13 protein-coding genes are annotated in these 14202 nt (G+C 72.3%); 9 read left to right on the forward strand and 4 right to left on the reverse strand.

The window, feature by feature from the left end; all coding sequences use genetic code 11:
• Positions 1-37: 37 nt before the first annotated feature.
• The 4 genes from IH45_RS0104850 (at position 38) to IH45_RS1000000145045 (ending at position 3872) form a co-directional block, all read left to right on the forward strand.
• Positions 38-1108 (forward strand): phosphotransferase family protein, encoded by a 1071-nt coding sequence (locus tag IH45_RS0104850; protein ID WP_030661844.1) that lies wholly within the window; start codon positions 38-40, stop codon positions 1106-1108.
• Between the two features lie 9 nt (positions 1109-1117).
• Positions 1118-2332 (forward strand): acyl-CoA dehydrogenase family protein, encoded by a 1215-nt coding sequence (locus IH45_RS0104855; protein ID WP_030661846.1) that lies wholly within the window; start codon positions 1118-1120, stop codon positions 2330-2332.
• Positions 2333-2370: 38 nt separating this feature from the next.
• Complete coding sequence (locus IH45_RS0104860) at positions 2371-3261, forward strand: MarR family winged helix-turn-helix transcriptional regulator (protein WP_030661847.1); 891 nt, start codon at positions 2371-2373, stop codon at positions 3259-3261.
• Positions 3262-3329: 68 nt separating this feature from the next.
• Complete coding sequence (locus tag IH45_RS1000000145045) at positions 3330-3872, forward strand: hypothetical protein (RefSeq protein ID WP_050514540.1); 543 nt, start codon at positions 3330-3332, stop codon at positions 3870-3872.
• A 23-nt stretch (positions 3873-3895) separates the two neighbouring features.
• On the opposite strand, the gene IH45_RS0104870 is transcribed toward IH45_RS1000000145045, so the two are convergent.
• The 3 genes from IH45_RS0104870 to IH45_RS0104880 all read right to left on the reverse strand — a co-directional run bounded on the left by IH45_RS0104870 (position 3896) and on the right by IH45_RS0104880 (position 7200).
• Complete coding sequence (locus IH45_RS0104870) at positions 3896-4537, reverse strand: TetR/AcrR family transcriptional regulator (RefSeq protein ID WP_107058570.1); 642 nt, start codon at positions 4535-4537, stop codon at positions 3896-3898.
• Between the two features lie 129 nt (positions 4538-4666).
• Positions 4667-6382: a class I adenylate-forming enzyme family protein gene (locus tag IH45_RS0104875; RefSeq protein ID WP_050514541.1), complete on the reverse strand. Its 1716-nt coding sequence runs from the start codon at positions 6380-6382 to the stop codon at positions 4667-4669.
• Complete coding sequence (locus tag IH45_RS0104880) at positions 6379-7200, reverse strand: SDR family oxidoreductase (RefSeq protein WP_050514542.1); 822 nt, start codon at positions 7198-7200, stop codon at positions 6379-6381. The genes IH45_RS0104875 and IH45_RS0104880 overlap by 4 nt, the downstream gene beginning before the upstream one ends.
• A 207-nt stretch (positions 7201-7407) precedes the next feature.
• Between IH45_RS0104880 and IH45_RS0104885 the strand changes: the two genes are divergently transcribed.
• Together IH45_RS0104885 and IH45_RS0104890 are read left to right on the forward strand one after the other, a co-directional pair.
• A complete protein-coding gene (locus IH45_RS0104885; RefSeq protein ID WP_030661860.1) occupies positions 7408-8733 on the forward strand; it encodes an exo-beta-N-acetylmuramidase NamZ family protein in 1326 nt (441 codons plus the stop codon).
• 88 nt (positions 8734-8821) lie between these two features.
• Positions 8822-9433: a hypothetical protein gene (locus tag IH45_RS0104890; RefSeq protein WP_030661863.1), complete on the forward strand. Its 612-nt coding sequence runs from the start codon at positions 8822-8824 to the stop codon at positions 9431-9433.
• Here the strand turns inward: IH45_RS0104890 and IH45_RS1000000146235 are convergent.
• Positions 9390-9872: an NUDIX domain-containing protein gene (locus tag IH45_RS1000000146235; RefSeq protein WP_078897259.1), complete on the reverse strand. Its 483-nt coding sequence runs from the start codon at positions 9870-9872 to the stop codon at positions 9390-9392. The genes IH45_RS0104890 and IH45_RS1000000146235 overlap by 44 nt on opposite strands.
• Positions 9873-10219: 347 nt before the next feature.
• Between IH45_RS1000000146235 and IH45_RS0104900 the strand changes: the two genes are divergently transcribed.
• The 3 genes from IH45_RS0104900 (at position 10220) to IH45_RS0104910 (ending at position 14138) form a co-directional block, all read left to right on the forward strand.
• A complete protein-coding gene (locus IH45_RS0104900) occupies positions 10220-11590 on the forward strand; it encodes an MFS transporter (RefSeq protein ID WP_030661867.1) in 1371 nt (456 codons plus the stop codon).
• Positions 11591-11813: 223 nt separating this feature from the next.
• Positions 11814-13121 carry a hypothetical protein gene (locus IH45_RS0104905; protein WP_030661869.1) on the forward strand — a complete coding sequence of 436 codons (1308 nt, stop codon included), beginning with the start codon at positions 11814-11816 and terminating at the stop codon, positions 13119-13121.
• A 399-nt stretch (positions 13122-13520) separates the two neighbouring features.
• Entirely contained in the window at positions 13521-14138 is a 618-nt protein-coding gene (locus IH45_RS0104910; RefSeq protein WP_030661871.1) for a hypothetical protein, read from the forward strand.
• Positions 14139-14202 lie beyond the last annotated feature (64 nt).

The raw sequence follows: 14202 nt of genomic DNA on the forward strand, positions 1-14202 counted from the left end.
ACCGTGGCGACCGCCTCTTTCCGTACGGAGGAGCACGATGAGCGACGGCACCCCTCCCCCGCGGTCCCCGGTGCGGCCGGGTCCACCGGGGCTCGACCTGGAGCGGCTGCGGGACCATCTGGACCGGGAGCGCCCCGGCACGGTGCGGGGCCCCCTGGATGCCGGGCTGATCGAAGGCGGCCGGTCCAACCTCACCTACCGGATCACCGACGGCACCGGCCAGTGGGTCGTCCGCCGCCCGCCGCTCGGCCACGTACTGGCCACCGCGCACGACATGCGGCGCGAGTTCCGGGTGATCAGCGCGCTGCACCCGACGGCGGTGCCGGTGCCCGAGGCGCTGCTGCTGTGCGAGGACGAGTCGGTCCTCGGGGCGCCGTTCTACGTGATGGAGCTGGTGGCGGGCACGCCGTACCGTACGGCGGAGCAGCTCGCCGCGCTCGGGCCGGAGCGGACCCGCGGCGTGGTGCTGTCCCTCGTGGACACGCTGGTCGCGCTGCACGCCGTGGACCCGGCGACGGTCGGCCTCACCGACTTCGGACGGCCGGACGGCTTCCTGGAACGGCAGTTGCGCCGCTGGGGCAAGCAGCTGGCGGCGTCGCGCAGCCGCGACCTGCCGGGCATCGACGCGCTGCACGAGACGCTGGCGACCACGCTGCCCGCCTCACCCGCGCCGGCCGTCGTGCACGGCGACTACCGCCTGGACAACGTACTGGTGGGCGCCGACGACCGGATCACGGCGGTACTGGACTGGGAGATGTCCACCCTTGGCGACCCGCTGACCGATCTCGGCCTGCTGGTCATGTACAGCGAGCAGGAGGACGTGCCCGGCTCCCCGATCGCCACCACGCGCGGCGCGCCCGGCCATCCGGAGGCGGCCGAACTGATCGAGCGGTACGCGGCCGGGTCCGGCCGGGACGTGTCCGGCATCGCCTGGTACACGGCGTTCGCGTACTTCAAGCTCGCGGTGATCCTGGAGGGCATCCACTACCGCTTCACGCTCGGGCAGACCGTCGGCGCGGGCTTCGACCGGATCGGCGAGCTGGTGCCGGTCTTCATCGACCGCGGCCGGGCCACGCTCGACACCCTGACGACCGCCGAGGAAGGCTGAGGCACACCGATGGACTTCGCATTCGACGCCCGTACCGAGGAGCTGCGGAAGAATCTGCTGTCCTTCATGGACGAGCAGGTGTACCCGGCCGAGGCGGTCGCCGACGAGCAGCGGGCGGCGCTCGCCTCGCCGTGGGACACCCCGCAGATCGTGGAGGACCTGAAGGCCGAGGCGCGCAGGCGCGGGCTGTGGAACCTGTTCCTGCCCGACGAGGAGCACGGGGCGGGGCTGACCAACCTCCAGTACGCGCCGCTGGCCGAGATCACCGGCCGCAGCCCGCAGCTGGCGCCCACCGCACTGAACTGCGCGGCGCCGGACACCGGGAACATGGAGGTGCTGGCACAGTTCGGCTCGGCGGAGCAGAAGAAGCAGTGGCTGCACCCACTGCTGGCGGGCGAGATCCGGTCGGCGTTCGCGATGACCGAGCCCGACGTGGCCTCCTCGGACGCCACGAACATCGAGACCCGTATCGAGCGGGACGGCGACCAGTACGTCATCAACGGCCGCAAGTGGTACATCTCCGGCGCGATGAACCCGCTGTGCCGGATCTTCATCGTGATGGGCAAGACCGACCCGGACGGCGCGGACGTGCGCCGCCAGCAGTCGATGGTGCTGGTCCCGCGCGACGCCCCGGGCCTCGAAGTCCGCCGCGCCATGCGGGTGTACGGCTACGAGGACCACTACCACGGCGGCCACGCCGAGGTCGTCTTCCACGACGTGCGGGTACCCGTGGCGAACCTGATCGGCGAGGAGGGCGGCGGCTTTGGCATCGCACAGGCCCGGCTCGGCCCCGGCCGCATCCACCACTGCATGCGGCTGATCGGGATGGCCGAGCGCGCGATCGAGCTGATGTGCCGCCGCGCCGTGTCCCGTACGGCCTTCGGCAAGCCGCTGGCGCGCCAGGGCACCGTCCAGCAGTGGATCGCCGACGCGCGGGTGGCCGTGGAGCAGCTGCGGCTGCTGGTGCTGAAGACCGCGTGGCTGATGGACACCGTGGGCAACAAGGGCGCGCACACGGAGATCCAGGCCATCAAGATCGCAACACCGCGTACGGTCGTGGACATCCTCGACCGGGCCGTGCAGCTGCACGGCGCGGGCGGGGTGAGCCAGGACTTCCCGCTGGCGGAGCTGTGGGCGGCGGCGCGCACGTTGCGCCTGGCGGACGGGCCGGACGAGGTGCACCAGCGGTCGCTGGCGCGGCGGGAGCTGAAGGCCTACATGTGACACTGGACCCGCATCCATTCTCTGACTAAGGTCAGGGAATGGATGCGGCACAGATCAAGCAGGTGCGGCGCTTCAACCGCACCGTCACCGAACGCGTGGGCGTGCTCCACGACCACTACCTCGGCCGCGACCGGCCCATCGGCGAGGCCCGGCTGCTCTGGGAGATCGGCGAGCGGGGGCAGGACGTACGGCGGCTGCGCGAGCGCCTCGGGCTGGACTCCGGTTACCTGAGCCGGCTGCTGCGCTCCCTGGAGGCCGACGGCCTGGTCACGGTGGAGCCGCAGCCCGAGGACCGGCGCGTGCGCACCGTCCGGCTCACCGAAGCGGGCCGCGCGGAGCACGCCGCGCTGGACGACCGCAGCAACGAGCTGGCCGGCTCCCTGCTGGAGCCGCTCAACGCCGGCCAGCGCGCCCGGCTGGTCGCCGCCATGGCCGAGGTCGACCGGCTGCTGACCGCCACGACGGTCACGCTGGACGCCGTCGACCCGGCCCACCCCGACGCGCAGCACTGCCTGAAGGCCTACTTCGCCGAGATGCAGGAACAGTTCGAGACCGGTTTCGACCCCACTCGGAGCCTGCTGCCCGACGCCGGTGAACTCCGGCCGCCGAACGGCCTGTTCCTGGTCGCCCGGCTGCACGGCGCACCCGTCGGCTGCGCGGGCCTGAAGCTGCCGCCCGGCGCCCCGGCCGAGGCCAAACGCATGTGGGTGGCTCCCGACGCGCGACGGCTCGGCCTCGGCCGCCGCCTGCTGGGCGAGCTGGAGGCACGGGCCGTACGGCACGGCCGTGACGTCCTGCGCCTGGACACCAACAAGGCGCTCGGCGGCGCCATCGACCTGTACCGCTCGTACGGCTTCGAAGAGGTCCCGGCCTTCAACGACGAGCCGTACGCCCACCACTGGTTCGAGAAGCGGATCGGCGGGGTCTGAGGGACCGGCGCCGCCAACGACCGGTGACGGCCCCTGTCCGGCGACCACCGTCGGCCTAGGGTTGCCGCATGCCGCATGACATCGACCGGCCGCGATGGGCCGACAACCCCCGGCTGAACTCCTGGCTGGCAGCCCAGCGCGCTGCCTTTCCCGCGTGGAGCAAGGAACTGGGCGATGAATGGGACTTCAGCCTGGCCTCGGTCGGGCTCCTCGAAGACGCTCTCAAGAGCCGGTACGCCGACCGGCACGAAGCCGACATCGATCGTGACAGCCCCTTTGCCGCGGTAGCCGCCTGGTACTTGGGCGAGGTATTCGTACGCAACCTCGGTCTCGTCTGGCGGTGCGTCCCCGAGGAACCGCCCACGCCGCCGCCCGCGGGCGGCTACCCAGTGGTGTACGCCGCCCGGGAGTCGATTCCGGCGGACGCTCTCGATCGGCTCGACGAGGACGAGGCCGTCGGCGGGGAGGACGACAGCGTCCCCTGGTGGCCTGTCATCGACCCGGCCGACACACTACGAGCCACTTCCACTGGAGAAGGGGAATGGCGCCTGCTCGACCTCGTCGCCGACTGCGAAGAGTTCAACCGCTGGTGCAGGTCCTTCGAGACCTGAGCCCTGCCGTTGTCCGGTGCCCCTCACGGCCGCAGTGCCCGCAGCAGCAGGTCGGCGAGGTGGTCGGCGACCTGCTGGGGGGTGAGCGGGCCGTCCTCGCGGTACCAGGTGCCGAGGTGGTGCACCGAACCGAAGTGGTAGTCCACGACCAGGTCGGCGGGGGTGGCGCTGCTGAACACCCCGGTGCGCTGGCCCTCTTCGACCAGTGCGCGGAACCGCTCGTGGTAGCGCCGCCGCTCGGCCCGTACCTGCTTGTCCTTCTCGGGCGAGAGGTGGTGCATCGAGCGGAAGAAGATCTTCGTGTCGTCGAGGTTCTCGATGGTGGTGACCACGACGTCCGCCGCGGCGTCCCGCAGCCGCCGCTCCACCGGCGCGTCGTCGTCCGCGAAGTGGTCCAGGCGCTCCTGCTGGAGCCGCAGCACCCGGCCGTACACCTCGTGCAGCAGGTCGTCCTTGGAGCCGAAGTAGTGGTACAGGGCGCCCTTGGTGACGCCGGCGGCCTCCACGATTTCCTGGACGGAGGTGCGGTCGTAGCCCCGCTCGGCGAAGAGGCGGGTGGCGGTGGCCAGCAGCCGCTGGGCCACGGGCTTGGCGGTTGCGGTGCCTGCGGAATTCCCCGTGCTCCCGGCGCTCCCGGTACTCCCGCCGTCCGTCGTGCCGGCCATCGCCCTCACCTGTCCCTCGTGCGTCGTGCGCTGTGCGTCATGCGTCGTGTCGTTGCGTGGTGTCGCTGCGTGGTGTCGCTGCGTGGTGTCGCTGCGTGGTGTCGCTGCGTGGTGCCCCCGCGGGCGCGGTCAGCCGCGCCCGCGCAGTTCCCGCCTGAGGATCTTGCCACTGGTCGTCTTCGGCAGCTCGGGCAGGATCTCCACCTGGCGCGGGTACTTGTACGCGGCCAGCCGCTCCTTGCAGTACCCGGCCAGCTCGGCCGGCTCCGCGTGCTGCCCGGGCCGCAGGCTCACATACGCCTTGACCGACTCGCCCCGGTACGCGTCCGGCACGCCGACCACGGCCGCCTCGCGCACCGCGGGGTGGCCGTAGAGCACGTCCTCGACCTCCCGCGGCCACACCTTGAAGCCGGACGCGTTGATCATGTCCTTCTTGCGGTCCACGACGTACAGCCAGCCGCCCGCGTCCATGAAACCGATGTCGCCGGTGCGCAGTTCACCGTCCGGCAGGGCCTCGGCGGTGGCGTCCGGGCGGCGCCAGTAACCGGGCACCACCTGCGGGCCGCGCACCGCGATCTCGCCCTGCTCCCCGAACGGCACGTCCCGGCCCTGGTCGTCGATGATCCGGATGACCGTGTCGGGGCCCGGCACGCCGACGGCGAGGGTGCCGGAGGCCGGGTCGACGGGCGCCTCGCGGCCGGGCGGGACGCTGGCGCAGGGGGCGGTGCACTCGGTCAGCCCGTAACCGTTGTGCAGGTACGGGCCGAAGTCCGCGCGGAACTTCTCGACCAGCGCGGGCGGCAGCGGCGCCCCGCCCGAGGAGAGGGAGGAGAAGGACGCGAAGTGGTCGCGGGTGACGCCGGGGTGGGCCGTCAGCGCCATGTAGGCGGTGGACGGGCCGACGGTGTAGGCGGGCCGGTGCTCCAGGAAGGCGTCTAGGACGACACCCGGCTCGAAGCGGTAGGCCAGCGCGAGGGTGCCGGCGTTGGCGAAGCAGGCGGCCAGTTCGCAGACCATGCCGGTGATGTGGAACAGCGGGGCCAGCGCGAAGTAGGTGGCGCCGTCGGGCAGGCCGAGGCCGGTGCGCTGCCGCTCGGCGTTGTAGGCGATGTTGCCGTGGGTGTTGGTGGCGCCCTTGGGCGTGCCGCTGGTGCCCGAGGTGTAGCTGATCAGGGCGGTGTCGGCGGCGTCCGGTCCGGCCACGCCGGGCGGCCGTCCCTCGTACGCGCGGGCCGCCGCCAGCAGGTCGTCGGCGCCCTCGCGCGGCCCGAGCCGCTCGCCGCGCAGCACGCGCGCGTCGTCGCGGGTCTGGAGGTCCCGCTCGCAGGCGGTCAGGGCGATCCGCACGGAGGGCGCGGCGGCAGCCGTCGTACGCAGGAACGCGTCCCAGGTGTGGTCCGCGCAGACGATCGCGGTGACCTCGGCGTCGGTGAGGATGTGCGTCATCTCGGCGGACTTGTACATGGGGTTGACGGGGACGACGATGCCGCCCGCCTTCCAGATGCCGAGCAGCGCGAGGGCGAAGTGCGGGGTGTTCTGGAGCATGATCGCGGCACGGTCGCCGGGCCGGAAGCCGTGTGCCGCCAGGTGCCCGGCCACGCCGTCGCTGAGCGCGTCGACCTCCGCGTACGAGAGCCGGCCGTCGAAGTAGGCGAGGGCGGTGCGGTCCGGGGCCCGGCGGGCGGCTTCCCGGAAGGCGTGCAGGGCGGAGGGGTGCGGGTGGACGGGGGCGCGCTGGGCGTCGGTGAGCTGGGCGAGCCAGGGCTTGTCCTGGTAGGAGGGCGTCTTGCCCTGGTGGGAGGGCGTCTTGCCCCGCTGGGAGGCCTCGTCCTGGTAGGAGGTCATCGGGCCACCTCCTCGGCCGCGGCGGCACCGGTGTCCGGCTCCACGACGGCCTCCGGCCGCCCGGCGCCTTCCAGCTTCCGCTGGAGGCGGTTCATGCCGCCCAGCCACCGCTCGGTGTCGCCCGCCCGCGCGGTGTAGTACTCCCCGACCTCCGGGTGCGGCAGCACCAGGAACCGCTCCTCCGCCATCGCCGCGAAGAGCGCGTCGGCGACGGCGGCGGGCTCGATCGCCGTCGGGGTCAGCACCAGTTCCCCGGCCGCGCCGGTGGCCGCGAGCATGTCGGTGCGCACCCCCTGCGGACAGATCGCGTGCACGGCTATGCCGCGGTGCCGGTACGTGAGCGACAGCCACTCCGCGAAGGCGTACGCGCCGTGCTTGGTGACGCTGTACGGGGCCGCGCCCACCATGGTCAGCAGGCCCGCCGCGGACACGGTGGACACGAACCGGCCCGCGCCACGCTCCAGCCACTCGGGCAGCAGCGCGCGGGCGGCCCGTACATGCGCCATCACGTTGACGTCCCAGGCCAGCTCCCAGGCGTCGTCCGGCGCCTCGGGCCCGCCGCCGGTGCCGACCCCGGCATTGGCGCAGAAGATGTCGACGGTCCCGCCGAGCGCTTCACGGGCTGCGGGCACGACGGTGGAGGCGTCCCCGGGCACGGCGACCGCGCCGATCTCCCGGGCTGTCGCCTCGGCCTTGGCCGCGTCCAGGTCGTTGACCGCCACCCGCGCCCCTCCGGCGGCGAAGCGGCGGGCCAGCGCGGCACCGATGCCGCCGCCCGCCCCGGTCACCACGACTGTCCTGTCCCGTACGGCTTCCACCTGCGGTCTCCCTCGGTCGCCCTGATCGGTCGCCCCTGACTCGACTGCCAGGCAGACTAACCAGTCGGTATGCCGGAGCGGAAGGGCGCGGACCGGCCCGTGCGCCGGACGCGGCGAGGGCGCGCGGCACGCCGTCCGGCGCGTTCCCCCGGCGGCCGCCGGGCGTTAGCGTGCGCACCACACTGGCCTGACGGCGGAGGTGGACGCATGACCCTGTCCAGACGGAATCTGCTGGCCGCGACGGCGGTCACGAGCATGGTGGGTGCGACGGCGATGACGGGTGAGGCGGCTGCGGCGTACGGGAGCACAGGCACCACCGGGACCGGTGAGGCGGGGCCAGGGGAGACAGGGGCTGCCCGCCCCCGGGTCCGTACCGGCTTCGACCGCCTGGCAGCCGACGGCTACGCCCTCCTGTCCGGCCGCCGCACCGGCATCGTCACCAACCCCACCGGTGTCACCCCCGACGTACGCCACATCGTGGACGTGATGCACACCGACGACCGGGTGAACCTGACCGCCGTCTTCGGCCCCGAGCACGGCTTCCGGGGCACGGCGCAGGCGGGCGGCTCGGAGGGCAGCTACGAGGACCCGGCCACCGGCCTGCCCGTCCACGACACGTACGGCAAGAGCGGCCGGGCGCTGGCGGACATCTTCACCCGGTCCGGCGTGGACACGGTCGTCTTCGACATCCAGGACGTCGGGGCGCGCTTCTACACCTATATCTGGACGCTGTACGACTGCATGGTCGCGTCCGTCCTCGCGGGCAAGCGCTTCGTCGTCCTCGACCGCCCCAACCCGGTGACCGGCCGCGCCGCCGCCGGCCCCGTACTGGAGCGCGCGCAGGCGTCCGGCGTGGGCCGGGAACCGATCGCCCTCGCGCACGGCATGACCGTGGCGGAACTCGCCCAACTCTTCAACGCCGAGTTCGTACCCCGCGCGGCGGGCCGGGCGGCCGACCTGGAGACCGTCCTGATGAAGGGCTGGCGGCGGTCGGACTTCTTCGACGCGACCGGCCTCCCCTGGGTCCCGCCCAGCCCCAACATGCCCACCCCGGACACCGCCCTGGTCTACGCGGGCACCTGCCTCTTCGAAGGCACCAACCTCTCCGAGGGCCGCGGCACCACCCGCCCCTTCGAGCTCCTGGGCGCGGACGGCATCGACCGCCGCTGGGCCGCCGCGGTCAACACCCTCGCCGCAGACATCGGTCTCCCCGGCGTCCACTTCCGTGAGGCCTACTTCGCCCCCGCCTTCTCCAAGTTCCAGGGCAAGACCGTCGGCGGCGTCCAGCTCCACGTCCACGACCGCAGGGCCTTCGACCCGGTCCGTACGGGCATCGCCCTGCTGGTCACCGCGGCCCGCACCTGGCCCGCCTTCGCCTGGCGCCCGGACCACTGGATCGACAAGCTGACCGGCACCCCACGCGTCCGCACGATGATCGACGCCGGCGCCGGGGTGGACGAGGTGACCGCGGCCTGGCAGGAGGACTTGGCCGGCTTCCGTCGGATGCGGCGGGAGTACTTGCGCTACCGGTGAGTTCGCCACGTCCTCCACGCGTGTCGCCGTCGCCATGCTCATCTTCTCAGGGCCATGAGTTGAGCGAGTGACCGGGACGCTCTTGCAAATGGTCGACAATGAGCGCGTGTACGTCCCCGAGCTGCTCGAATCAGCCTCCCTGCTGGCCCCGGAAGAGACCGCCACCGAGAACGACATCACGGTGCAAGACATCTGGGACTACCTCGCCCACGACGAGTGGGAGACCGCCCTGAGCCTGCTGGAGGAGCTCGGAGACGGTCGCTCGCTCCCTCTGGCGTTCTGGCAGAAGCTCGCCGAAGCGGCTGAGCAGCTCGGGCTTGAGCGGAGCGCGGCCTGGTGCCATTGGCGATGCGCCGAGATCCGCAACGGCGCGATCCGAGCCGATCTGACGCTCCGTCCTGCCCGCGAGGCACGACGCACGACACCCATCGTCGGCGCCGGTGTTCTGCGCCCCATGTGGGACATCGGACAGCTCTCACCCACCGGTGAACGTGCGGTCAGCATCGCCGCGCTCTGGATCGAGAACATGCCCACGCTGGAGCCCGGCGGGCATGCCACGGTTCGTCTTGTACCCCTCACCCCCGCCCACTGGACGCACGTCCGGCCCGGCCGGCAGATCACCATGCACGAGGACCGAACGGTGGCCGGGACCGCAGTCATTCTGGAGGTTCACCGCCCTGCCACCGTGCCCGGAGGGTGACGTGGCCTGGCTCCCCGGCCTCCTCGCTGGTGGACGTATCCCCCTCCTTGGGGAAGCACTCACAGCAGTACACCGAGGCACACCGAGAGGCTCCCAGACAAGCCTTCTGACCTGCGGAAACGTCGAAGATGAATGCCAACTGATCGCACCGAGGCCCATGGGGCGGCACCCGGTCCACAACCAGCAGTCCCAGCAACGTAATGGTCACGCCGAGCTCTTCCTTCACTTCTCGCACGGCCGCGTCCTCGGGCGCTTCGTTCGCTTCCGCCATGCCTCCGGGAAGATCCCACCCAGGCTTGTACGTCGGCTGCACGAGCAGGTAGGTCCCATGCGTGTTGCGGAGCAGCACGTCGGCAGCGACACGCTTACGGGGCTGCTTGGCATTGCCCTCCGCGAGGTAGGCGTGCCACGCGTCGGGGTCATCAGGCGTCGGCCTCATGGGCGTGTCCTCCACTCCGTGGCGAAATGATGTCCGCGAGCAGCAGCCTCCTGACCCGTGCGGCTTCATCGCATTGGGCCAGAAAGTCACGGACCGGCGGATACGCACGATGGCAAGTGGCGGCGGCGCCTTGCGCAACTCAACGCCAGGAGGCTCCCAGGGCCGGCGGGCCAAGGCGCGCTGCGACCGGTCGTCCGACGCCGCCTGGCTCCAAGCCATGCTCGGGGCTGCCGAGAAGTGGGCCGACCATCGCGGGGTGAGTTTTTGACGGTACAGGCCGTCTCATCATCCAAGACCCCCCATCCCACCTATTGACTCCCCCACCCTCCCGCCCGACAGTGCGCCTCATGCACAGTGACGCGTCATCAGCAGCCAACCCGGCGGAACTCTTCCCGGCCGCAACGGTTCCGGACCAGGGCGAGGGCACCGCCGCGCCCGGCTCTCCCGCCGCCCCCGAAAGCCTCCGCCGCGTGGCCGTGGCCTCGTTCATCGGGACGGCCATCGAGTTCTACGACTTCTACATCTACGGGACGGCCGCCGCCCTCGTCCTCAACCAGGCGTTCTTCCCGACCCTGGACCCGGTCAACGCGACCCTCGCGTCGTTCTCCACCTATGCGGTGGCGTTCGCGGCGCGGCCTCTCGGGTCGGTGGTGTTCGGGCATTTCGGGGACCGGGTGGGGCGGAAGTCCGTGTTGGTGGCCTCGTTGTTGTTGATGGGGTTGTCGACGGCGCTGGTGGGGTTGTTGCCGGGGTACGGGACGCTGGGGGTCTGGGCGCCGCTGTTGTTGATCCTGCTGCGGTTCCTGCAGGGGATCGGGCTCGGCGGCGAGTGGGGCGGGGCCGCGCTGCTGGCGGTGGAGCATGCGCCGAAGAAGCGGCGCGGGCTGTATGCGGCGTTTCCGCAACTGGGGCCGTCGGTCGGGTTCTTCGCGGCCACCGGGGTGTTCTGGCTGCTGTCGGCGGTGCTGGACGACGGCGCGTTCCGGTCGTGGGGATGGCGGGTGCCGTTCCTGCTGTCGTTCCTGCTGGTGGCGGTGGGACTGTTCGTACGGCTGAAGATCAGCGAGACGCCGGTCTTCGCGGAGGTGATGAGCAAGCGGGAAGCCGGCCGGGTGCCGGTGCTGGATGTGCTGCGGCGGTATCCGCGGGAGCTGCTGCTCGGGGCGGGCGGCATGGTCGTCGCGTACGGGCTCTTCTACACCGCTACGACGTACTGCCTGGCGTACGCCACCGGGACGCTCGGCGTCCCGCGCAACACCATGCTCGCCCTCTCGCTGGTCGCCTGCCTGTTCCTGGCGGCGGGCACCTGGCTCGCCGCCACCCGCTCGGACGGCGCGGGGCGCCGCAAGCTGGTGCTGGCCGGGACGGGGGCCGCGGGCGTCTGGGGGCTCGTCCTCTTTCCGCTGCTGGACACCGGGCAGCCGGTGCTGATCGCGGTGGCGATCGGCGGTGCGCTCTTCTGCATGGGTGTGGTGTACGGGCCGATGGGCGCGTACCTGCCGGAGCTGTTCGGCACCACCGTGCGGTACTCGGGCGCCTCGCTGGCTTACAACCTCGGCGGGGTGCTGGGCGGCGCGGTGTCGCCGCTGGTGGCGACCCGGTTGCAGGCGGCCTTCGGGTCGAGCTCCGTGGGGTGGTACGTGACGGCGATGGCGGTCGTGTCGCTGGGGTGCGTACTGGCGCTGCCGGAGACGCGGGAGAGGGAGTTGGCGGGGTAGGGATCGGCGCGCACCGGTAACGGCACCGGGGCCGCCCCGCGCCGTCCCGGATCGGCCCGCCCCCATCCCGGGTCGGCCCGCCCCCGTCCCGCCCCGGCGTGAATCGGCCACACCTGACGTATGGCCGGATCCACCCCTCCGCAGGACGATGCGCTGCACAACGCGGCGCGGCCCGGAATTCCGGCCCGGCAGCGTGGCCCGGCGCGCCGCTCAGGGGGTCGTCATGACGGATACCGCGGGCAGTTCCGGCGCAGCGGACATCGGCGTACTGCCGTACTGGGAGCTGACGTTCGACGCCGACGGCGACCCGGACGCCGGGCAGCGGGACCGGCTGGTGGCCGGGGCGGCGCAGCAGCGCGTCACCGATCTGCTGGTCTTCGCGCACGGCTGGAACAACGACCGGTCGATGGCCACGCGCCTGTACGGGCGGTTCTTCGCGCCGTTCCCCGCGATGGCGGGGGCCGGGGTGCGCCTCGGGTACGCCGGGGTGATCTGGCCGGCGATGCGGTTCACGGACGAGCCGATCCCGGACTTCCCCCCGGCACCGGCCGCCGCGCCCACCGCGCCGGCCGGTCCGCCGCTGCTGGACGACGCGACGCTGCGCGCTCTGGCGCGGTGCTTCCCCGGCCGCGACCTGACGCTGCGGCGCGTCCAGGAGCTGCTGGCCGAGCGGCCCGAGGCCCGGTCCGCCTTCGACGAGTACGCGCGCCTCGTACGCGACCTGGTGTCCGTACGCGCGGACAGCCCGGCGGAACAGCTGGCCGAGGACATGGGCACCGGCACGCCCGCGATGCTCACCGACGACCCGCTCGGGGTGTGCGAGATCTTCACGGCGGCGCTGGAGAAGTGCGGGCAGCAGGAGCTGTTCGGGGACGGTCTGAAGCGGCTGTGGAACGGGGCCAAGGAGTTCCTGCGGCAGTCGAGTTACTACGGGATGAAGCGGCGTGCGGGCGTGGTGGGCCAGCTGGGGCTGGGCCCGGTGCTCGGCGCGCTGGTGAAGAGCGCGCCGGGGGTGCGCATCCACCTGATCGGGCACAGCTTCGGCGCCCGGCTGGTGTCGTACGCGCTGCGCGGCATGCCCGCCGGGGCCACCGGGGTGAAGTCCGTGACCCTGCTGCAAGGGGCCTTCTCGCACTACGCCTTCGCTGCCCGGCTGCCGCACGACCCGGACCGGGGCGGGGCACTGAAAGGGGTGCAGCAGCGGGTGGACGGGCCGATGGTGGCCTGCTTCTCGCGGCACGACTCGGCGCTGAGCATGCTCTATCCGCTGGCCTCCAAGCTCTCCGGCGACTCGGCGAGCTTCCTTGGCCTGTTCGACCGCTGGGGCGCGATCGGCCATGACGGCATCCAGGCGGTGGACGGCACCCGGATCGTGCGGCTGGGCGCCGCGGTGCCGGGTGCGGGCTGCGTGAGCATCGACGCGTCCTCGGTGGTGCGTGACGGCCCGCCGCCCGCCGGCGCGCACAGCGACATCTGCCACGGGGAACTGGCGCGGGTGGTGCTGGGGGCCGGGCGGGTGACCGGTAGGTAGCCTCCGTCCGCGCGGCGCGAGCAGGTGCTCGTACGGGGGCGGGGCGTACGAAACCGCTTCGCACACGACCGACCGGATACCGCCAAGTAGCCCGCCGCATGGATCGATCGCCCGCGGCTTGGGTACCAGGAGTCACCGGCGCCCCTTGCGATGAGGGCGCCGGTACCGCGCCGCAGTCGGAAGGTGGGCAACCTTAACTTTCTCAAATCCCCACAGATGTACGGTGGATGATGCACACGAGGCGCGCCGGGCGCCGCGGGGGACACCGGGAGCGAGGGGCGACCGGTGCGGCGCGAGTGCCGCCACCACACACCCGCAAGACAGTTCGATGGATCCGGTGGGCGGTCCGCTACGTCCATTCTCTGTCCAGTCGGGTCCTCCCCACGGAGGTGGGATGAATTGGCCGGTTTCAGAGCTCTCGCAGAACAGGTGCGCAACCCCCGTCTCGTCGCCACCCAGCGGCGTACGGCCCTGCGCAAGTGCCTTGAACGCTTCGCCCCGTACGGGCACCGCGCGACCTGGCACCATCTGTGCACCAGGGCGGGCATCGCGACCGAGGACCGCGAACCCGACCCGGCGCGGCTGGTGGCCGCGCTGGAGGAACTGGAAGAGGCCCGCGCCGTCTGGCTCGGGTACGAGCAGGAGTTCGCGGCCCGCAGGCGCCGCGAGAAGCACGACGGCATTCGGCAGCCCAGCGCGCTCGACGACTGGCACCGGCGGACGTGGGGCGGCTGTGACATCGTGCCGTGCGAAGCGCCCCACCGGCATCCGGCGGCGCCGCTGGCCGCGGTGCTGCGCAGCATGATCCGCGCGATGGAGGCGGGTACGCCGCGGGCGGACTGCCCGGTCTGCGACACGCCGCGATTCGTCTGGCGCACGGATCTCGAACGCTTCCCGATGGCGGGACCGGTGTGCCAGGAGTGCGGGATCGTGGCGCCGCTGGCGGTGCTGACCAGGGAGACGCTGGCGCAGGCGCGGCAGTCGTCCCGCGAGCGGCGGCTGTTCGTGGCGGCCTGAGGGGCGGCCGGGGCGCGTCGCCGGGGCGGCGTGGGCGCTCGGCCGGGGCGGCAGGGCGTTCGCG

Origin of the sequence: Streptomyces rimosus subsp. rimosus (assembly GCF_000720725.1) — a bacterium.
Lineage (GTDB): Bacteria > Actinomycetota > Actinomycetes > Streptomycetales > Streptomycetaceae > Streptomyces > Streptomyces rimosus_A.